The organism is Paraburkholderia sp. BR10882, from assembly GCF_040948855.1.
In the GTDB taxonomy this organism is placed as follows: Bacteria; Pseudomonadota; Gammaproteobacteria; order Burkholderiales; family Burkholderiaceae; genus Paraburkholderia; species Paraburkholderia nodosa_A.
In genome coordinates, this window is sequence record NZ_JBFPKP010000003.1 from 351,426 (window position 1) to 370,418 (window position 18,993).

Here is an 18,993-nt window from a genome sequence, read left to right on the forward strand (position 1 = left end):
AATCCGCCTGCTCGCGCGGTTCACCCAGGCAGAATATCTTTCATGACATTCACCACATCATTTGGCTCAATGCTCGTCACATCACTGGCCCCCGTGAGTGGAGCACATTTAAAAAAATCGTTCTCGACGTAGCGGGTTCTCGGGTCAATGTCATTGCTAAACAAAGCGATGGTCGGCACGCCGGCCGCGTGCGCAATATGCAGAAGCCCGCCGTCCGCCCCTACAAATAGCCTGCTCTGGCTTATCAGGGAAAAGCATTCATGGATCTTCAACCTGCCAACCAATGAGGTGAGCTTCAGATTCCTGAATTGCATGCCGATCAGATCGTTTGCTTCCGCGAGTCCATTATCCGATCCGACCAGGACGAACTCGTAACGCGACAACCCCGCATCATCGTCGAGCCGAGCTAGAACCTCTGCCCACTTACCGTAGATACGGGGGGATTCCCTGCCGCCGACCGAAATGGCGACTCTCCCGGCACAGCCCTCCGATGGAAAATCATCGCACCTGGGAGCGTCGAGGACGAGTCGGGCACTTTTATACAGGTCCCTCTCGGCGATGCCGCATTTCAGGATCTTGTTGAACGCGTAGTAGCTGAACTGTATGTGATTGAAATTACGCCCTGCATACCATCCGATCAGGCTGGTAAATCTGGATTGGCTCGCATGCCTTATTTTTTCTTTTATTACGCGAATTCCGAGCTTGTTCAGTATGATGAAATCGTATTCGCCGAAATTGACTTGACGATAATCCGTGTAGATTTTCGATATGTACCGGTCATGCCGAAAGAGCTCGGCCAGTGACGGGTCGAGCACAACATCCAGCTTGTAGGGGGTGCTGCCAATTAACGCGCGCCCGGAAAGGTCCATCAACGCGTCGCCGATGTTGTTGACGCCGCTGTACGCCAATAAGATCCGGGCGCCATCATGCAAGTCCGCGGCTTCCGTGTACAGGCCGAGCTGCCGGTTAAATGAAAGTATCGACCATTTATGCAACTGCTTTTTCAGAAGCGAAATCTTCTTATAAAAAGAGAGATTCTCGACCTCATCCTGAATGATTCCCGGATGAGGAACGCGAAGGCTTCTATCTATAAAACCATGGACCGGTTCGACTTTCCTTTTTTCACTCTGCATGAGCCTGCCCGCAACGTCCTTAGCCTTTGACCGAAAGCCTATTATGCCACCGTGTGTCCGATGTACTCGCGCTCCGGCGACGCCTTAGAATCGCTAGCGCAAGTCGTCCACGAAACGTGAACAGATAACTGCAGCAGCGAGGGACGCCTAAGGTAACCGGCGGCGAAGCCGTCCGGGTTGAACGGAATCTTAGGCCGCCCATCGACAGCATGCGCCACTACCAGAGAAGCGGCGCCAGCCGGTAACGTACCCGGCCTCGATAGTCGCAGTAGCCCGCGAGGTTGGCCGCCAGGTAGACCTCCTCGCGCGTCAGCCGCCACACGATGACCGGGACGATCAAGGCAGCCGGGATAAGCGCCCACCACGAGCCCAGCGCGAGGGGTATTCCGGCGATCATGATCAGCGCGCCGGCGTACATAGGGTGGCGCACGATGGCATAGGGACCGGTGTCGATGACGTGCTGGCCCTCGGCGATCTCGATCGTGCTGGCGGTGAAAGTGTTCTCGCGGAAGGTAAGGAAAACAATCAGGAAGCCGATGGCGATCATGGAGTCGCCAGCGAGCGAAACGGCGGCGGGCACCTGGGACCAGCCGAAGCGTCTGTCGAACCCCGACGCGGCGAAGATGGCCAGAAAGACAAATCCCGCCAGCCCCTGGACGACGTTCTGCATCGGATCGGGCTCCGAGCCAGGTACCGCCTTCACTCGCCGCTCCAGCAGCGCCCTGTCGCGGAACCAGAGCCAGACGGTGATGGCCCCGGCGCATCCAAAGAACACCACCAGCATCGCCCACGCGCGCCCATCGTACAGCGTCCCCGCCGAACCGAAGAGCACGCCGGCGATGACCACGAACAGGAAGATGAAGCCCCTAAAAGCGCGCATTAGCAGCATAAGCAAAGCCCATAAGTGGCCGAATGCAGCACAAGAGTATAAACGCGGCGCAAATGAAGAACCGGCTGTCTTGAAGGATTTCCGTTTGCTGGCGCATGAGTATGTTCATTTATTCGAGCCGCCGGCCTTCTCTCAATAAATGAGTACCATATCATTGTGCACGTGCGGACGATCCGTTTGGCTGCGGTGGCCTTGGCGCATGCGGGTGTGTGGTTGTTCCCTCAGGACGTAAGCGTCCTGCGCGGCGACTCGATGGGTGAGATGGGCACTTACTCCGCCATCGCTGACCTTGCATTCATTGGTGGCAGTCTGTTGCGACTCGGTGGGGAGAAACGGGTCGAAGCGTGCGCCGTGGCGTGCCGGTGCGGATCTGGCCGCACGTGTTCAACTTCACGCAGGCTACGGCTGGCGCACGGCCGCTGGCGCGGCCCAGCAGGTGCAAGAACCCGTCGATCTCGCATACGCCTTGCACGAACCCTTCGACGAAAACCGCACCGGGTCGCCATGGGCGCGGCTGCGGCGGCATTCGCCTAGCACCACCGCGGCGCGACGACTCGCACGGTGGATGTTGTGCAGTCGCTCGTCTGCGATGTATGAATTCGCGCGCGGTAGGGCATGCAAAAGTCGCCCAGCGCGAGCCTCACAATGCCCACCTTGCCCGCCGCGCGAAGTCGATTCGCTATGCTTTTGGCGTATTTCTTGACGCAACAGGTTCGTGACTTGAAACATGCCCGCAGAGAAAATAAAAAGGATATCTAATTATATTTCCATGATATTGATAGATGACAAGGCGAACGTGAGCATCAGAGCAAAGCGTGCGAACCGGGAAAGAAACCTCCACTGGAAATATGGTGAGACAACAGTCGGCAACATCGACAGACAGGCGACCGTCGCCACGCAGACCCATCGCTCGCAAGCTGGGTGCGACTGAATGCCCTTCAGGAGGGGCGCGATTCGGCACATGGATCACCCCCGTAAAAAAGCTTATTTTTTCGCACTGAAACGCGTTGTTTGTTATTTGAAAGTCCGATTTTTGAAAGGGGGAAGCGCGGCTATGTGAAGGGCAATGTATAGACGCATGAAGGGTGGCGTATAGACGTATGAAAGGGTTGGGTCATTGCGTGCCTTCCTGCGCAGCGATGCGTACGTATGCGCACATACGCTCAAGCCGGAGCGCGCGTGTACTGGGTTCACGTGGTTGACCCGCGTTCGGGCCACGTCTGCGTAAGGAACGCATTGCTGAATATCGGTACGCTGGCGTCCGCCTCACCGATATGCAGTCACGAAGGCCAGTTCATGCCACCGACGATTACCCCGCAAGTGCTGCCTGTTCCGCCAGCGACGGAGATCATCGACAGTTCGCCCAATCGAGCCGCGACCCATAGCGTAGCGACGCATGAATATCGTCCGCACGTCGACGGACTGCGCGCGATCGCGGTTATGGCAGTGATTCTGTTTCATGCGTTTCCCAGCCGGATGGCAGGCGGATTTATCGGAGTCGATGTTTTTTTCGTCATCTCCGGATACCTCATTACCACCATCATTCTCACCAATCTCGAGCACGACAAATTCAGCATTGCTGATTTTTACGCCAAGCGCATCCGACGCATCTTCCCCGCGCTTCTTCTTGTATTGTTCTTTTGCGCGGTTGCCGGTTGGCTCGTGCTGCTGCGAGACGAGTACCCGCAACTCGGGAAGCACATCGTCGGCGGGACATCCTTCGTCCAGAATTTTGTCTTGTGGAGCGAGAGCGGTTACTTCGATAGCGGTCACGAGGCCAAACCGCTGTTGCATCTCTGGAGCCTTGCGGTTGAAGAGCAATACTACATATTCTGGCCCCTGCTATTGAGCTATGCGTGGACGCATCGCTGGCGATTCACGGTCGTCAATGGGGCGATCCTGGCGGCGTCCTTTGGCATTAGCGTATGGCTTGCCTGGCGGGACCCCGTTGCTGCCTTCTACTCGCCCCTTTCCCGCTTCTGGGAACTCATGGCTGGCGGCTCGCTTGCCTATATCGCTTTGCGTCGTCCGGATCTGGTCGGCCGATACGCCAATCTGCTCTGTGCAATGGGAGTGGGCCTCTTGCTGTCTGGATTCTTGCTGATCAATCATGAGCGGCCATTTCCAGGATTTTGGGCATTGTTGCCGACGATGGGCACATTCCTCGTTATCGCAGCGGGTTCAGGCGCGTGGATCAATCGCACTATTCTCTCGAGTCGCCCCTTCGTGACTTGCGGGCTGATCAGCTACCCGCTTTATCTCTGGCATTGGCCGTTGTTGTCTTTCGCACATCTGGTCTGGCCGGACAATGGTCACCCGACGAAGATTGCCGTGGTATTGCTATCAGTCTTGCTCGCCTGGCTCACGCACCGCTTTGTCGAGCGGAAGATTCGCTGGCATCGCTCTGCGAATCGAACGGCGCTTCTGCTGGTTCTCGGCCTGGTGCTGATGATGGTTAGCGGCGTGGCGATCAAGGATGCGCTTATCGGTCCCCGCTTCGACGCCGTCAACCTGGCCACGCGGACCGGGTGGCACTTCCTCGCGCTAAGAAGTCCAGATGGGCAGGCTCGGGACGGCATCTATCCCTTGCACGAAGACCGCAAGACGACGACGCTTTTTCTCGGGGATTCGCATGTCGCCCAGTATGCCGAACGCGTCTACGCGGATGAGGAGGCCAACCCTTCAAAAAACGGCGCCATCTTTGCTGTCGCCGCGGCGTGTCCTCCCATTCCACACGTTTTCGATCATGATTTGCCGGTCGGTTCGGAGTGTGGCTCGCTCCGGCGCGAGGCGCTGGCGCAGGCCGCGAATCGCCGGATAACGACAGTTGTGATCGGCGGCTACTGGAGTTACTACTTCAACGCCCCGGGCTACTACCTGGTCAGCGGCCAAAAGGAGCTGAGTCTGGCTACGCCACCAGGAAGAGCGGCGGCATTCGCCGAGCTTGATCAGGAAGTCAGGGAGCTGCAGGCGCAGAACAAAAAGGTTTATGTGCTGCTCGACAATCCGATAGGCGACCCGTTTGACCCACACGTATTTTTATCGAGACTCGGCCGCTTCGACCCACGCGAGGCTGAGCAACGCGTGAAGATCGACGGCCTGCAGCAGAGCGTTCGCAAGGAACTGATCGCGCTTGCCAAACGCGATCATGCATCGATCATCGACCCCGACGCGCGCCTTTGTGTGGATGAAGCGTGCATCCGCGTGACGGGAAAGTGGTCGGCCCTCTATGAGGACAGATCACACCTGAACCCGGACTGGATCGTGAAAAACGCCGACTACATCGATCCGTCGATCTGAGAGGCGGGTGACGTCACGTCGATGTGTTCAAGCGCTTTCTGTGACGAGCAGGCCTCGTTTTTCAATGAACGCGATCACCTCACCGAGCCCCTCGAGCGCTTTCAAATTGCACATCACGAAGGGCCGTTCGCCGCGCATCTTTTTCGCGTCCGAGGCCATGATGTCGAGGTTCGCGCCCACCAGCGGCGCGAGGTCGGTCTTGTTGATGACGAGCAGGTCCGACTTCGTAATGCCCGGGCCGCCCTTGCGCGGAATCTTTTCGCCGCCCGCCACATCGATCACATAGATCGTGAGGTCCGAAAGCTCGGGGCTGAAGGTGGCCGCGAGATTGTCGCCGCCCGATTCGATGAAGACGATGTCCGCATCGGGAAAGCGCGTGAGCATCTGGTCGACGGCTTCGAGGTTGATCGATGCGTCCTCGCGGATTGCCGTGTGCGGGCAGCCGCCCGTTTCCACGCCCATGATGCGCTCGGCGGACAGGGCGCCCGCGACGGTCAGGAGGCGCTGGTCTTCCTTCGTGTAGATGTCGTTGGTGATGGCGACGAGGTCGTAGCGCTCGCGCATCGCCTTGCAGAGCATTTCGAGCAAGGTCGTCTTGCCGGAGCCGACCGGTCCGCCCACGCCGACGCGCAGCGGCGGCAGCTTCTTCGTTCGTTTGCTGGGTGCGTGCGAATTCATGGTTCGTGTGTGTGTTTCAGGAGCGGAAAAGCCGCGAATACTGCGATTCGTGGCGTGCAGAAAGAACGCCAAGCTGTGGCGCAAAGGTATTGAGCGCTTCGGGGGGCGTCGCAAGCGCGCGCGCCACGGCCTTTTCGATGGCGGGCCGCAGCGCGACGATGATGCGCTGCCCGGCGAGCTGGCCGAGCGGCACCGCCTTGAGAGCGGCGGCGGTCTGGTTCTCGATCCAGCTGAACGCGTAGGCGGCGAGCGCGGCGTCCGGCGCGGCCTCGTGGGCCCATGCGGCGAATGCGAAGGTAGTGGGTTGCGCAATGGGCATCATGCGCTCGAGCGTGGCGCGCCGCTCGGCATCGCCCCAGTCGAGCTGCGCGCAGAGCTGGCGCAGCGACCAGCCCATCTGCGCAGTCTCGCGTCGTAATTCCGCCGATTCGCGGCTCGCGACGAATTCCTCGTTCGCAACGATCAGCGCGTGCTCGTCGTGCATGCGCCAGCGTTCCATCTGGTGCGCCACAAAAGGTAGCTCGCCGCAGGCGAGCACGTTCGCGAGGCCGCCGGCTATCCAGTGCGCGGCGTCGTCGGCGTTCGTCACGAGCTGCGCATCGATTGCCGCTTCGAGTCCCTGCGAGTAGCTGAACGCGCCGATGGGCAGCGCTGGCGAGGCGAGATGCAGCAGGGCGGTGAGCTCAGCGATGTTCATGGCTGTGGTCGTGCGCGTGGCCGTCGCAGTGACCGTGATCGTGTCCGCAATCGTGGTCATGCGCGTGATCGTCGCCATGAGCGTGATTGTGCGAATGACCGTGTGTATCGTCGTGCGAGTGCGCATGCCCATGGTGTTCGTCGTACACGCGCTGCGCGAGCGCGTAGTCGTCGGCGAAAGTTTCGTCGTGGCCGTGGCGGTGGCCGCCGCCGTATGCGCCCGATTCCGGCTGGAACGGCAGCTCCACGCGCTGCACCTGCGCGCCCAGGCGCTTGAGCATGTCTTCGAGCACGGGGTCCGCTTCGAGCTTGAGTTCGTCCGCCCCCACTTCCACCGGCGTATGGCGATTGCCCAGGTGATACGCGGCGCGCGTGAGCGTGAGGCGGTCGGGCGCGCGTACACGCAACACGCTCTCGGCCGCCGCGATCACGCGCACGAGGCCGCCGTCGTCAGCCACAAGCAGGTCGCCATCGCGCAGCACCGTGCCGCGCGGCAGCACGACGCCGACTTCCTCGCCCGTGTCGAGCGTGGCCGCCAGGCGGCTCTTGCAACGCGCGTCGTAGGGCAGCGTGAGCGTGGGCGCCCGCTTCACAAGAACGGGCGCGAGCTTCGCATTGAGTCGTTTATCGATGGTGCGCATGGCTAAACTTTAGAACAGGAAGTAACGCTGTGCCATTGGCAGCACCGTGGCGGGCTCGCAGGTGAGCAACTGGCCGTCGGCGACGACCTGGTACGTTTCCGGATCGACGCTGATCGTCGGCTGCCACGCATTGTGAATCATGTCGGCCTTCGTCACGCTGCGGCAGTTGCGGACCGCCACCACGCGCTTTTGCAGGCCGTAGCGCTCGGGCATGCGCTTGTCGAGCGAGAGTTGCGAGACGAAGGTGAGCGACGTTTGTGCAAGCGCCCGCCCGCGCGTGGCAAACATTTCACGGTAATGCACGGGCTGGGGCGTCGGAATCGAGGCGTTCGGGTCGCCCATCTGTGCGAGCGCGATCATGCCGCCCTTGAGAATCAGCGAAGGCTTGATGCCGAAGAACGCCGGTTCCCAGAACACGAGGTCGGCCCATTTGCCCGGTTCGAGCGATCCCACTTCGTGCGCGATGCCATGCGTGAGCGCGGGATTGATCGTGTATTTCGCCACATACCGCTTCACGCGGAAGTTGTCGTGGCGCGCGCTGTCTCCGGGCAGGGCGCCGCGCTGCACCTTCATCTTGTGCGCGGTCTGCCACGTGCGGATGATCACTTCGCCCACGCGGCCCATCGCCTGGGAATCCGAAGAAAGCATCGATAGTGCGCCGAGATCATGGAGGATGTCCTCGGCGGCGATGGTCTCGCGGCGGATGCGCGACTCGGCAAACGCAATATCCTCGGCGATCGACGGGTCGAGATGATGGCACACCATCAGCATGTCGAGATGCTCGTCGAGCGTGTTGATCGTGTACGGGCGCGTGGGGTTCGTCGAAGAGGGCAGCACGTTTGCTTCGCCGCACACCTTGATGATGTCGGGCGCGTGGCCGCCGCCCGCGCCTTCGGTGTGGTACGTGTGAATCGTGCGGCCCTTGAAGGCGGCTACCGTCGCTTCCACAAAGCCCGACTCGTTGAGCGTGTCGGTGTGAATGGCCACCTGCGTGTCGGTTGCGTCCGCGACGCTCAGGCAGTTGTCGATGGCGGCGGGCGTCGAGCCCCAGTCCTCGTGCAGCTTCAGGCCGATCGCGCCCGCTGCGATCTGTTCTTCAGCGGGTTTCGGCAGGCTCACATTGCCCTTGCCGAGAAAGCCTAGATTGATCGGCCAGCCGTCCGCGGCCTGCAGCATGCGCTCCATATGCCACGGGCCCGGCGTGCAGGTGGTGGCGTTGGTGCCCGTGGCGGGGCCGGTGCCGCCGCCCAGCATCGTCGTCACGCCCGAGGCGAGCGCTTCGTCGATCTGCTGCGGGCTGATGAAGTGGATATGCGTGTCGATGCCGCCCGCCGTGACGATCTGGCCTTCGCCCGCGATCACTTCTGTTGCGGCGCCGATGGGAATCGTCACACCCGGCTGCACGTCGGGGTTGCCCGCCTTGCCGATCTTCCAGATGCGGCCGTCCTTGATGCCGATGTCGGCCTTCACGATGCCCCAGTGATCGACGATCACGGCGTTCGTGACCACAGTGTCCGCGACTTGCGCGTGCACCTGCTGCGACTGGCCCATGCCGTCGCGGATCACCTTGCCGCCGCCGAACTTCACTTCGTCGCCGTAGACGGTGTAGTCGCGCTCGATCTCGATGATGAGTTCGGTATCGGCAAGACGCACGCGGTCGCCGGTGGTGGGGCCGAACATCTCCGCGTACGCGCGGCGGCCGATCTTCAATGTCATGTCGGATTCCTGATGAATTCGCCTGAATTCGCCGGCCGCGCTCAGAGCGGGCCCATTACCTGGCCGTTGAAGCCGTATACGGCGCGCGCGCCGGCGAGCGCCACGAGTTCCACGGTGCGCTCCTGCCCCGGCTCGAAGCGCACGGCCGTGCCCGCCGCAATGTTCAGGCGAAAGCCGCGCGCGGCTTCACGGTCGAACGAGAGGGCTGCGTTGACCTCGTAAAAGTGGAAGTGCGAGCCGATCTGCACGGGGCGGTCGCCCGTGTTGGCCACCTTTACGGTGACGGTCTCGCGGCCCGCGTTGAGTTCGATTTCGCCGTCGTCGATCAGCATTTCGCCGGGGATCATGGCTGGCTCCTCCCGGCTCAGGGGATCGGATGGTGGACGGTGACGAGCTTGGTGCCGTCGGGGAAGGTCGCTTCGACCTGGATGTCGGGGATCATCTCGGGCACGCCTTCCATCACGTCCTCGCGTGTGAGGAGCGTGGTGCCGTAATGCATGACCTGGGCGACGGTCTTGCCGTCACGGGCCGCTTCCATCAGCGCGGCGCTGATGAAGGCGACCGCCTCCGGGTAGTTGAGCTTGAGGCCGCGCTCGCGCCGCCTTTCGGCGAGCAGCGCAGCGGTGAAGATCAGGAGCTTGTCTTTCTCGCGTGGCGTGAGCTTCATCGCGTCATCGTAGTGGGTCGGTTGGGGCAAGTCTGCCGACCCAGCTTACGGGAGCGAGGTTACGCGCAGCTTGCGACCTCGCGCGCGGCGCGCACGAATCGATGCAAGCTCTCAGCAAGGTGTGTGCCAATGAAGGGGACAGCGTGAATGCACCAATCACGAGGTACGTATGCACCTCGATGGAGATGCTGCGCTGCGTTATCGTGCAAGGAGGCGCCGATGCGCACCGCAGAGGTGCGTGTGACGTGCGCTCAAGTCGTCCACAAGCGCAGCGGCGCGGCCTTCACGCCATGCACGAACGGCCGCAGCGCCGTCCAGCACTGCGTGAGCGTGTTTTGCAGCGGTTCCATCGAACGCCCCACCACGCGCACGAGCACCACGCCCGGCGCGATGCAGGTCGCGCCCGAGCGCAGCGTGTCGTCGAAAGGCAGGATGGCGGCGAGGTCTTGCGCGAGCGCCTCGTTGCACGCGGGGCCGATCGCCCACAGCACGCCAAAAGCGGGGTAGCCAGCGAGCCCTTGCGGCGCGTCGCGCAGCGGGTCGTTGGCGTCGATGAGGGCGCGCTCGAGCCAGAGCAGTTGATCGTCGGCTTCGCCTTCGGGCGCCGCGCGCGTTACGCGCATGAGCGCTCGGACCATGCCCGCCGACCAGCGCTCGCCCGCGGCCTGGCGGCCCAGTTGCGTGGCGTCCCAGCCGATGGCCGTGGCCCCCGCGCCGAGCGTGAGCGCGAATTCGAGTTCGGCGTGGGCGTGGTCGAACACGAGGTTGTTCTGCGGCAGCCAGTCGAGCTTCGCGCCTGCGCCCACGTGCACGTTGATGCGCTGGCGCGCCACGCGGCCGTTCGCCTTGTACCACTTGGTCGCGCCCGGCGTCGTGAGCACGGCGTGAGCACCATCGCCCACGTTCACGTCGATGTCGAGCCGGTCGCCGCCCGCGATGCCTGCTGGCGGATGCACGATCACCGCGTGACAGATCGCGTCGCCTTCGGGGTAGAGCGGCCGTTGCACGCGCAACGGCCCCGCGTGCAGGCGATGCGTCAGTGCGGTACGTTCGCCCTGGCGCTCGAAGCCGAGCTCGAGTTTCGCGGCCCATTCCTGATGCGCCGTGCTGCGAAACGTGGTGTTGGCGAGTGCGGCGTGATCGACGTGGAGCGACATGCGTGGCGAGGGGGACGGGGCAATGGCGTGGAGGATAGCACGCGTGCTCGCGAGCGCTGATCAGGGGCCGGGGAAGCGTGCGTGTCATGGCTGCTGGCACGTCACGCCGGCGGTTCAGCGCTCGGACGGATGACGTCCTGGACGTCCAGAACGCGAAAAGCTCGCGCGATCCTGATCATCAGGAACGGGACGGCACTCTCACCAGCCGGTAAGTCGTAGCCGAGGCGCTCGAGCATTGTGCCAGTCAAGGCGCGATTGCAATGCGTTGACCGGCTGCAGCAGTTCAGGGGTCGGCCGCCTTGCGCAGCTCAGCCGCGCAAGTTCCGTTTCGTGCAACGGGGCGGCGCGGGAAAAAGAATCGCAGGGTGCAAGCTCGAGCATTCAGCGATGCCAGACGCGGCTTTTCTTGCCGCCACTGTGCAACGGTGCCGACGAGGTCGCGCCTGTCAATAAGGCGCGGAGCGACGATTTTTCGAGTATTTATCGTTCGAAATGGCCATTTGCGATAGTATTTCGAGACTTCTGAACGTTTTTCGAGTCGTATGGCCGAACTGGAACCCGTTGGCTACCAGCACCTCATCGAGCACCTGAACCTGGAACGTCAGGTTCGGCCGCTTGAGGCGCCCGCTTTTCTCAACGGTTCCGTGAACCAGAAAGTGCGTGGCCACAATGGATTCTGGTATCCGCGCAAGACTGCGGTGGAGCAAACACTTATCGGGCACATCGAATTCGCGCTTCGCAATGAGGGGGTGAATCTTGAGGTGCTTGAGGCGGCGTTCGAGCACCTGGCTGAGGCGGAACTTCTGCGCCGGTGGTCCGAGTCGCCCAACAGTGCGTTCGTACGAAGGGCATGCTTCTTCTGGGAGTGGCTAACCGGCGGCAATCTGGTCATCGACAGGAGCCCCACAGGCGCCTACGTCGATGCACTGCCAGAGGCTGATTACTTCACGGCGGATTCCGCGCACGCAACCCGCCACCCGAAGTTCCGGGTGCGAGACAACCTGCCTGGTACGCGCGATTTCTGCCCGCTCGTGCGGCGCGTTGCACTGGCGGGTGGGCCCTCTCTGGACGATTTGCTGGATGAGGCGAGTCTGACACTGGAGCAGGTCACCGACGCAGCACTGTACGAGCGCACGGTCCGCTACCTGTTCCTTTCCGAGACGCGCAGCAGCTACAGCATCGAACGCGAAACGCCCAGCGGCCACAAGGGCGAGCGCTTTGTCCAGCTTCTTGCCCGGGCCGGCGAGGAAGAGCGCATTTCCGAGGAGTGGCTCGTCGAGTTGCAGAACGTCATCGTCAGGGACACGTATGCTCAGGAGGCATCGTACCGGACGAAACAGAACTGGCTCGAGGATGGAACGGGGCGTGTCACGTTTTTCCCGCCACTGCCGGAAGACCTTCCGCGCGCCATGCGGGGCTGGGAGGCGTTCATCAACGAGCAGTCGGGCGCCGGCGGATATCGGTGCTCCAACGTGCTCGTGCGGTCCGCTTGTGCGGCCTTTGGATTTGTCTACCTGCATCCCTTTCTGGATGGGAACGGGCGAATCCACCGCTTCCTTATCCACCACGTGATCAACGGTGCCCGGCGATTGAAGGGCGGGGCCATTGTGCCGGTTTCAGCGGTCTTCAAGCGCCACGAAGGCTTGTATCTCGACGTGCTAAATGGGTTCTCCCGCCCGACCACGCGACTGTGGCGATACGCGCCCGGCGAGGACGCGCCGCATGTAATTTCGTCACCGGGAGGGCGACCCTACCGGTTCTTCGACGCGACAGGGGAGGTCCGTTTCCTGCACCGCATGCTCATCGACGCCGTGAGGACCGAGTTGCCACGCGAACTTCACTGGATAAGCGGCTTCGACGCCGCGTTTGAGCAGCTGAACGGCGAACTCAATCTTCCCCGCCCGGACCTGTCGGCGCTCATCCGCATGGTGCAATCAAACAACGGAAAGCTGTCGTCGAACAAACGCAAGACGTACCCGCATCTGCCCGATGAGGTCATTGCCCGGATTGAAGAGGTGGTGCGCGAGGCTTTCGACCCGGCATCGGCACACACCCGCAGTGACGGCGAATCCTCGCAGTCCTGAGAGCGCGTGGCGCGACAGTTTTTCGAGTATGGAGCGCCAATGGCAAGGCTGACTGAAGAAATGTCGAGCAATACGACAGTTTTTCGTATGACAACAGCGATGTCGACGTGAGCGGGAGGCCGTCACCGTTCTCCCACAGCGCTTTGTGGCGCGCCTTCGCGGGCTGCCCATTCCAGGGCGTTGCCCGACACGCGGAATTTACCGGGAGGCGGGCACGAACGCGCGGCCAGGCAACCCGCGCTCACCCCTTGACGTGCGCTATTGTCCGGATTCCAAAGCCCACCTGCAAGGCGCGGGCAAAGCGGGCGAGGGCGGTCAAGCGCGCACGGGTGCACGGGCGCGCGGCTCGCCCGGGTTGCCGCAGCGCATGCATAGCTGGCTGAGGTGGAACGTTGTGCGCACCCGTGGTGTGCCGCTCAGGTCTTGAAGCGCGTGCGCGCGGTGGGACCCGACGGTGGGGAGGCGTCGGCTACCACCTTCTCGTCGCGGTCGATCGCCGACAGGATCAGGGTCTTGCGGTCGTCCCCGAGCGGCAGTAGGTCCACGCGCTTCCTGAGCCTGGCGAGATCCACCATGCCGTGACGGATCAGCTCCTGGTTGAATGTGCGATCCTTGGGCCGGTCCGCCACGTACTTGGACAGCGCGAGGTCGTGCACGTCGATGCAGTAGCCGATGCCGCCCCCTGTGGCAGGCGTCGCCACCTGGGTCAGGCGATCTTCCCAGCCTGCCGGCAGCACCGCGGTGCGGGGATCAACGCCCTGCGCGTAGTAGCCGAAAGCCTCATTGAAAGGCGATCCCTCGCCGATCGAGCCGTCGATCAGGTCCGACAACGTTTCCCAGTTCACGCGCGGGTAGATGTCGAGTTTGTTCGACTGCAACAGCGACTCGGGCGCATCGGGAAATGCGCCGAGAATCGACTGGCTGCCAACGATCACGAATTCGGTTTCCTGCGTGATAGCCGACGCGGCGCGGATCACATGTTCGAGTTGGTCGCGTTCCATTGCCTGAGAAAACTCCAGCGTTCCTGTGGCGAGAGTACGCCCGCGAACGGGGTGGACTGCCGCAGTTCCCTGGCGCGCTCGCTGTCCTCGGTCGCCGCGGCCAGGGCGGCCGGGATCCCCTGTTCCAGAAGCCTGGACCAGGCGGCGAGCAGCGGGCCGTTGCGGCCGGGCATGCGGGACCAGCGCTCAATGTTCTGAGACGCGATCTCAAACAGCTTCGGCTCGGCGCGGATCTTCCCGGCGATCAGGCGATGCATCGCCAGGCTGCGCCGGTCAAGCCGTTCATGCGAGCTTGACACGACTTCCATCTGGAATCTCCCGGATTGGGCAATCCTCATACCGATCGTAAGGCATCTTGCCGACCCGGTCACGCCCGGTTGCCCCCCGCTCGCACGCATCCCGCATGACGTGGAAATGCTCCTTTCCGGTCAGCCGGCGATTTTGCGGCTATGTTCGGCATCTAACGGATACGCCACACGTCGGGCGTTACCCTGATTACGCTGTAATCGGGTCGGGGAACGCACCCGACGAACTCTCCAGCCGGGAGTCAAATCATGTGGTACTACGATGCGGGCGATGAATCGGACTTCGCGGATGCACCAAGCACCTGCGTGGACATTGTGATCCTTGCTACCGGCGTTGTTCTGTACGTGGACGCTGGAGAGGAATTCCCCGGTAGCCCGGCTGGCCGCCGGCTACTTGCCAGCAGAAGGTGGGCGACCAACCAGGGTTGCATGGATTGGGCTAACGACCGATGATTCCCGGAGACTGCAGCTGACCCTCATTGCTTATGGTGGCTGCGGCCCTTCAGGGTTCACACCGCAATCAACTCCCGCACCCCATCCGCATCCATGCTCGCGCCGGCGCCGCCCGCCACGATTTCGCCGCGGCTCATCACCCAGTAGCGGTCCGCGATGGCCTTGGCGAAGTCGTAGTACTGCTCGACCAGCAGCACCGTCATGTGCATCTCTTCCACGAGCCTGCGCAACGTGCGGCCGATATCCTGGATGATCGAAGGCTGGATGCCTTCGGTAGGCTCATCGAGAATGAGCAGCTGCGGATCGCTCATCAGCGCGCGGCCGATGGCGAGCTGCTGCTGCTGGCCGCCCGAGAGGTCGCCGCCGCGCCGCGCCTTCATGTCCTTGAGCACGGGAAAGAGTTCGTAGATGTGCGCGGGCACGCTCGACGGCATGCGCTTCTTGCTCGCCGCGCCCACCAGCAGATTCTCTTCGACGCTCAGGCGCGCAAAGATATCGCGCCCTTGCGGCACGTAAGCGAGGCCCTGCGCCACCCGCGCATGCGTGGGCAGCTTCGTGAGCGCTTCGCCGCGCCACGCGATCGAACCGTTCTTCGTCGGCACGACGCCCATGAGGCAGCGCAGCAGCGTGCTCTTGCCCACGCCATTGCGCCCGAGCAGCACGGTGAGTTCACCCTCGGGCACCGTCATCGAGACGTTGCGCAGGCTGTGGCTGCCGCCATAGTACTGATTGTCACGGATCGGCGTAATCGAGCCGGGGATGATCGGCGTAATGAGGCCACCTGGAATGGCCCCGAAACGCGATTTCGAAGGGACTCAAGAATGCGTTTTTTTGCCTGATTTTGCAACCGCGTTTTCGCCGTTCTCGGGCATCGGTTTCGGCTTGCGGAAGCTCTCACCCTCAATGACGACACGGTAGGCGCCATGCCGTAGCCGATCGAGCGTGGCAGCTCCGAGGATGCGGTTGTCGGGGAACGCGTCGCCCCATTCGCTGAAGTCGAGATTCGACGTCAGGATCGTCGCCGCGCGCTCATACCTGGCGGCGATCAGGTCGTGGAAGTCTTCGTCGTGGGGCGCACGCAGGGGTTTGAGTGCGAAGTCATCGACGATCAGCACCGGAACGCGCACGAACTGCTGCAACTTGCGTTCATAGAGCTCAGTCGCCCGTGCTGCATGCAGCTTCTTGAGCAATTCGGTTTGCGTGATGAACAGGACATCGCGGCCCTGGCGTGCGGCGCAGTGGCCCAGGGCCTGCGCGAGATGCGACTTGCCGACGCCGGTTTGGCCGACCATCAGCACGCAAACCTTCTCGTCGATGTAGCGGCCGGCGGCGAGATCATGGATGTGAGCGCGGTTGAGTTTGGGCACGCGGTCGAAGTCGAAGTTCTCGAGCGTCTTGCCCATTGAGAAGCCAGCGCGGGCGAGCCGCACACCGAGCTTCTTCTGCTCTCGCCGCGCGACCTCGTCGTGCAGAAGCGTGGCGAGGAACTCCGTGTAGGCAAGTTGCCCGTCGATGGCTTGACGGTTGCGTTGCTCGAGCGAGTCGAGGATGCCCGAGAGGCGCAACTGCTTGAGGATCGTGTTCAGTTCTGGACTGGGATGCATAGGCGTTCAATGGATCAGAAGGGAATGGAGGTCACGGCCGAAGCGGCCGCCGTTCAGATAGGTGTCGGCAGGCGCCGGCGTCGGCGCTGGTGCGGTGGGCTGGCTGTCCAGCCCCTTGTCGAGGATCGTCTTGACGGTGCGGTACTTGGGGCTGGCGAACACGAGCGCACGCTCGCACGCAGCCTCCAGTCGTTGATCGCCGACCTTCTCGCGAAGCCTCACGACGCCCTGCGCGCCGCGCAGGTTGATGAGCACCTTGTCGTTGAACATCGCGAGAACGAGCGCGTGGCAGGCTGGTCCGATATCCTTTGCCCGCGCCAGGCACCACTGGGGATCGTGTTCGAGCCACGCTTGCGCTTCAGGCGGCTGGTGGTCACGTACCGTGTGGCGATCGCCGGGCTTGCGCAGGCGCGGATGCGTCGCGACGAGCTCATGGCGGTGGAACACCTGCACGACCGTGTCGGTCGCCTTCAGCCACAGCTGCTTGCCGACGAGCGTGAACGGCACCGAATACAGCGCCTTCCTGTAGACGACGTGCCCGTTGGTATGCACCTTGGCCTCGCACCATACGGCCAGCACTGGCGGCACATCGGGCAGTCTGGCGAGCAGCGGCTTCTCGATGGCGAAACGTGCAAGCGGCTGCTCGCGCGTCGTGCCGTGCTCGCGCGTGCCGGCCTGCTGCATCACCCAGTCGCGCAATTGACGGTTGGCGTCGGCGAGATCGCGGAATTCGCGCAGCGGCACGAAGGATCGTTTGATGTATTTGACTCCGGCCTCAACGACGCCCTTCTTCGCAGGATCGTGTGGAGGGCATGCATCGATCCGGAAGCCGTACCCCTCGGCCAGCGCGGCGTACGAGCGCTGTACCTCGGGGTCGTACATGCACGCCTTTGTGATCGCGCACTTGGCGTTGTCGATGATCACGCGTTCGACGCGGCCACCGAACCATTCGAAGGCGCGCCGGTGACAGGCCAGCCACGTCTCGACCGTCTGATCCAGCACGACCTCGGCGTATTGATGACGCGACCAGCACAACGTCATCACGAAGAACCATGTCTTGAGCAGCCCCCCGGACTCATGCATGAGCACCGGACCGGCGCCGAAGTCGACCTGTGCGGCGTCCGCCGGCGCGAACTCCAGGATCGTCGTCGCTCTCACGCCGCGCTCGGCCTTCAGGTGCAGCAGGAAGCGCCGCACTGCCGAATAGCTGCCCGTATAGCCGTGGTTGCGCTGAAGCGCGTTGAAGATCGTCGTGCCCTGCACGTCGGCGTCAAACCAGCCGCGCACCAGATCGCGAAACGGTTCAATCGTGGACACGCAGCTACGCGGCAGCTTCGGATTGCGTCCGAAGATCGCTGCCAGTTCGGCGTCGTCCGGCAAGGGCCGACTGGGATCGAGCCAGCCCCGAGCGAGCGCGAGCTGCCTGACGGTCTTCAGCTTCCCACGCCCCATCAGGCGTGCGCTGGCAATGTCGCGGTCGGAATCGCCCTGACGCATGCGCGCCAGAACCTGTCGATACTCAAACACTTCGAACCTCCTTCGACTCATCGGCCCTCCGGGCAAAAAGTCCGAAGGTACCGGGTTGCGGAAATTCGAAATGCGTTTCGGGCCGGCGCCTGACACAACACTGAGCCCGCTACGTGGCTCGATTACGCCGATCCCGAGGTGGCTCCAATACGCCGATCATCGAGTGGCCCGATTGCGCCGATCATGCACTGGCTCGATTGCGGCGAACATCCGGTGGCTCGATTACGCCGATCCCGGAATGGCTCGAATATGCCGGTCAGTGACAATTGTCACGGATCGGCGTAATCGAGCCGGGGATGATCGGCGTAATGAGGCCACCTGGAATGGCCCCGAAACGCGATTTCGAAGGGACTCAAGAATGCGTTTTTTTGCCTGATTTTGCAACCGCGTTTTCGCCGTTCTCGGGCATCGGTTTCGGCTTGCGGAAGCTCTCACCCTCAATGACGACACGGTAGGCGCCATGCCGTAGCCGATCGAGCGTGGCAGCTCCGAGGATGCGGTTGTCGGGGAACGCGTCGCCCCATTCGCTGAAGTCGAGATTCGACGTCAGGATCGTCGCCGCGCGCTCATACCTGGCGGCGATCAGGTCGTGGAAGTCTTCGTCGTGGGGCGCACGCAGGGGTTTGAGTGCGAAGTCATCGACGATCAGCACCGGAACGCGCACGAACTGCTGCAACTTGCGTTCATAGAGCTCAGTCGCCCGTGCTGCATGCAGCTTCTTGAGCAATTCGGTTTGCGTGATGAACAGGACATCGCGGCCCTGGCGTGCGGCGCAGTGGCCCAGGGCCTGCGCGAGATGCGACTTGCCGACGCCGGTTTGGCCGACCATCAGCACGCAAACCTTCTCGTCGATGTAGCGGCCGGCGGCGAGATCATGGATGTGAGCGCGGTTGAGTTTGGGCACGCGGTCGAAGTCGAAGTTCTCGAGCGTCTTGCCCATTGAGAAGCCAGCGCGGGCGAGCCGCACACCGAGCTTCTTCTGCTCTCGCCGCGCGACCTCGTCGTGCAGAAGCGTGGCGAGGAACTCCGTGTAGGCAAGTTGCCCGTCGATGGCTTGACGGTTGCGTTGCTCGAGCGAGTCGAGGATGCCCGAGAGGCGCAACTGCTTGAGGATCGTGTTCAGTTCTGGACTGGGATGCATA

17 protein-coding genes and 1 pseudogene are annotated in these 18,993 nt (G+C 62.5%); 3 read left to right on the forward strand and 15 right to left on the reverse strand.

The annotated features are described in order from the left end of the window. Nucleotides 1–20: 20 nt before the first annotated feature. Both AB3X99_RS10815 and AB3X99_RS10820 read right to left on the reverse strand, forming a co-directional pair. Nucleotides 21–1,133: a glycosyltransferase family 9 protein gene (locus AB3X99_RS10815; protein WP_368616916.1), complete on the reverse strand. Its 1,113-nt coding sequence runs from the start codon at nucleotides 1,131–1,133 to the stop codon at nucleotides 21–23. A 217-nt stretch (nucleotides 1,134–1,350) separates the two neighbouring features. Beyond that, a complete protein-coding gene (locus tag AB3X99_RS10820) occupies nucleotides 1,351–2,022 on the reverse strand; it encodes an isoprenylcysteine carboxylmethyltransferase family protein (RefSeq protein WP_368616917.1) in 672 nt (223 codons plus the stop codon). A 228-nt stretch (nucleotides 2,023–2,250) separates the two neighbouring features. Between AB3X99_RS10820 and AB3X99_RS10825 the strand changes: the two are divergent. Together AB3X99_RS10825 and AB3X99_RS10830 are read left to right on the forward strand one after the other, a co-directional pair. After that, nucleotides 2,251–2,556 (forward strand): annotated as a pseudogene (locus tag AB3X99_RS10825) (3-deoxy-D-manno-octulosonic acid transferase); the annotation flags it as partial. 702 nt (nucleotides 2,557–3,258) lie between these two features. Next, the gene (locus AB3X99_RS10830; RefSeq protein ID WP_368616918.1) at nucleotides 3,259–5,322 is read left to right on the forward strand and encodes an acyltransferase family protein; all 2,064 of its coding nucleotides are present in this window, start codon (nucleotides 3,259–3,261) and stop codon (nucleotides 5,320–5,322) included. 27 nt (nucleotides 5,323–5,349) lie between these two features. Here AB3X99_RS10830 and ureG read toward each other — a convergent pair whose 3' ends face one another. From ureG to AB3X99_RS10865, 7 genes are all read right to left on the reverse strand, one after another. After that, entirely contained in the window at nucleotides 5,350–6,000 is a 651-nt protein-coding gene (gene ureG / locus AB3X99_RS10835) for an urease accessory protein UreG (protein WP_368616919.1), read from the reverse strand. A gap of 16 nt (nucleotides 6,001–6,016) precedes the next feature. After that, nucleotides 6,017–6,697 (reverse strand): urease accessory protein UreF, encoded by a 681-nt coding sequence (locus AB3X99_RS10840; RefSeq protein WP_368617046.1) that lies wholly within the window; start codon nucleotides 6,695–6,697, stop codon nucleotides 6,017–6,019. Then, nucleotides 6,684–7,337 carry an urease accessory protein UreE gene (gene ureE, locus AB3X99_RS10845; protein WP_368616920.1) on the reverse strand — a complete coding sequence of 218 codons (654 nt, stop codon included), beginning with the start codon at nucleotides 7,335–7,337 and terminating at the stop codon, nucleotides 6,684–6,686. The genes AB3X99_RS10840 and ureE overlap by 14 nt, the downstream gene beginning before the upstream one ends. Before the next feature lie 9 nt (nucleotides 7,338–7,346). Next, the gene (gene ureC, locus AB3X99_RS10850) at nucleotides 7,347–9,053 is read right to left on the reverse strand and encodes an urease subunit alpha (protein ID WP_342947846.1); all 1,707 of its coding nucleotides are present in this window, start codon (nucleotides 9,051–9,053) and stop codon (nucleotides 7,347–7,349) included. A 41-nt stretch (nucleotides 9,054–9,094) separates the two neighbouring features. Then, the gene (locus tag AB3X99_RS10855) at nucleotides 9,095–9,400 is read right to left on the reverse strand and encodes an urease subunit beta (RefSeq protein WP_368616921.1); all 306 of its coding nucleotides are present in this window, start codon (nucleotides 9,398–9,400) and stop codon (nucleotides 9,095–9,097) included. A 17-nt stretch (nucleotides 9,401–9,417) separates the two neighbouring features. Then, a complete protein-coding gene (locus tag AB3X99_RS10860; protein ID WP_368617047.1) occupies nucleotides 9,418–9,720 on the reverse strand; it encodes an urease subunit gamma in 303 nt (100 codons plus the stop codon). A gap of 251 nt (nucleotides 9,721–9,971) precedes the next feature. Further along, nucleotides 9,972–10,877 (reverse strand): urease accessory protein UreD, encoded by a 906-nt coding sequence (locus AB3X99_RS10865; RefSeq protein WP_368616922.1) that lies wholly within the window; start codon nucleotides 10,875–10,877, stop codon nucleotides 9,972–9,974. 542 nt (nucleotides 10,878–11,419) lie between these two features. Here AB3X99_RS10865 and AB3X99_RS10870 point away from each other — a divergent pair. Then, the gene (locus AB3X99_RS10870; protein WP_368616923.1) at nucleotides 11,420–12,961 is read left to right on the forward strand and encodes a Fic family protein; all 1,542 of its coding nucleotides are present in this window, start codon (nucleotides 11,420–11,422) and stop codon (nucleotides 12,959–12,961) included. Nucleotides 12,962–13,377: 416 nt separating this feature from the next. On the opposite strand, the gene AB3X99_RS10875 is transcribed toward AB3X99_RS10870, so the two are convergent. The 6 genes from AB3X99_RS10875 to istB (AB3X99_RS10900) all read right to left on the reverse strand — a co-directional run bounded on the left by AB3X99_RS10875 (nucleotide 13,378) and on the right by istB (AB3X99_RS10900) (nucleotide 18,992). Continuing rightward, entirely contained in the window at nucleotides 13,378–13,962 is a 585-nt protein-coding gene (locus AB3X99_RS10875; protein ID WP_368616924.1) for a DUF6036 family nucleotidyltransferase, read from the reverse strand. Beyond that, the gene (locus AB3X99_RS10880) at nucleotides 13,935–14,270 is read right to left on the reverse strand and encodes a hypothetical protein (RefSeq protein ID WP_368616925.1); all 336 of its coding nucleotides are present in this window, start codon (nucleotides 14,268–14,270) and stop codon (nucleotides 13,935–13,937) included. The genes AB3X99_RS10875 and AB3X99_RS10880 overlap by 28 nt, the downstream gene beginning before the upstream one ends. A gap of 506 nt (nucleotides 14,271–14,776) precedes the next feature. Next, nucleotides 14,777–15,469 carry an urea ABC transporter ATP-binding subunit UrtE gene (urtE, locus tag AB3X99_RS10885; RefSeq protein WP_368617048.1) on the reverse strand — a complete coding sequence of 231 codons (693 nt, stop codon included), beginning with the start codon at nucleotides 15,467–15,469 and terminating at the stop codon, nucleotides 14,777–14,779. 66 nt (nucleotides 15,470–15,535) lie between these two features. Beyond that, nucleotides 15,536–16,324: an IS21-like element helper ATPase IstB gene (istB, locus tag AB3X99_RS10890; RefSeq protein WP_254358618.1), complete on the reverse strand. Its 789-nt coding sequence runs from the start codon at nucleotides 16,322–16,324 to the stop codon at nucleotides 15,536–15,538. A 6-nt stretch (nucleotides 16,325–16,330) separates the two neighbouring features. Beyond that, a complete protein-coding gene (gene istA, locus AB3X99_RS10895; protein WP_254358621.1) occupies nucleotides 16,331–17,851 on the reverse strand; it encodes an IS21 family transposase in 1,521 nt (506 codons plus the stop codon). Nucleotides 17,852–18,203: 352 nt separating this feature from the next. After that, the gene (gene istB / locus AB3X99_RS10900) at nucleotides 18,204–18,992 is read right to left on the reverse strand and encodes an IS21-like element helper ATPase IstB (protein WP_254358618.1); all 789 of its coding nucleotides are present in this window, start codon (nucleotides 18,990–18,992) and stop codon (nucleotides 18,204–18,206) included. Nucleotide 18,993: the final 1 nt, after the last annotated feature.

Excerpts from the sequence above, each read along its gene's own strand:
- AB3X99_RS10815 (WP_368616916.1), bottom strand. The coding sequence starts at position 1,133 with ATGCAGAGTGAAAAAAGGAAAGTCGAACCGGTCCATGGTTTTATAGAT.
- AB3X99_RS10870 (WP_368616923.1), top strand. The coding sequence starts at position 11,420 with ATGGCCGAACTGGAACCCGTTGGCTACCAGCACCTCATCGAGCACCTG.
- ureE (WP_368616920.1), bottom strand. The coding sequence starts at position 7,337 with ATGCGCACCATCGATAAACGACTCAATGCGAAGCTCGCGCCCGTTCTT.
- AB3X99_RS10875 (WP_368616924.1), bottom strand. The coding sequence starts at position 13,962 with ATGGAACGCGACCAACTCGAACATGTGATCCGCGCCGCGTCGGCTATC.
- AB3X99_RS10860 (WP_368617047.1), bottom strand. The coding sequence starts at position 9,720 with ATGAAGCTCACGCCACGCGAGAAAGACAAGCTCCTGATCTTCACCGCT.
- istB (WP_254358618.1), bottom strand. The coding sequence starts at position 16,324 with ATGCATCCCAGTCCAGAACTGAACACGATCCTCAAGCAGTTGCGCCTC.
- ureG (WP_368616919.1), bottom strand. The coding sequence starts at position 6,000 with ATGAATTCGCACGCACCCAGCAAACGAACGAAGAAGCTGCCGCCGCTG.
- AB3X99_RS10865 (WP_368616922.1), bottom strand. The coding sequence starts at position 10,877 with ATGTCGCTCCACGTCGATCACGCCGCACTCGCCAACACCACGTTTCGC.
- ureC (WP_342947846.1), bottom strand. The coding sequence starts at position 9,053 with ATGACATTGAAGATCGGCCGCCGCGCGTACGCGGAGATGTTCGGCCCC.
- AB3X99_RS10840 (WP_368617046.1), bottom strand. The coding sequence starts at position 6,697 with ATGAACATCGCTGAGCTCACCGCCCTGCTGCATCTCGCCTCGCCAGCG.
- AB3X99_RS10880 (WP_368616925.1), bottom strand. The coding sequence starts at position 14,270 with ATGGAAGTCGTGTCAAGCTCGCATGAACGGCTTGACCGGCGCAGCCTG.
- istB (WP_254358618.1), bottom strand. The coding sequence starts at position 18,992 with ATGCATCCCAGTCCAGAACTGAACACGATCCTCAAGCAGTTGCGCCTC.
- AB3X99_RS10855 (WP_368616921.1), bottom strand. The coding sequence starts at position 9,400 with ATGATCCCCGGCGAAATGCTGATCGACGACGGCGAAATCGAACTCAAC.
- AB3X99_RS10820 (WP_368616917.1), bottom strand. The coding sequence starts at position 2,022 with ATGCTGCTAATGCGCGCTTTTAGGGGCTTCATCTTCCTGTTCGTGGTC.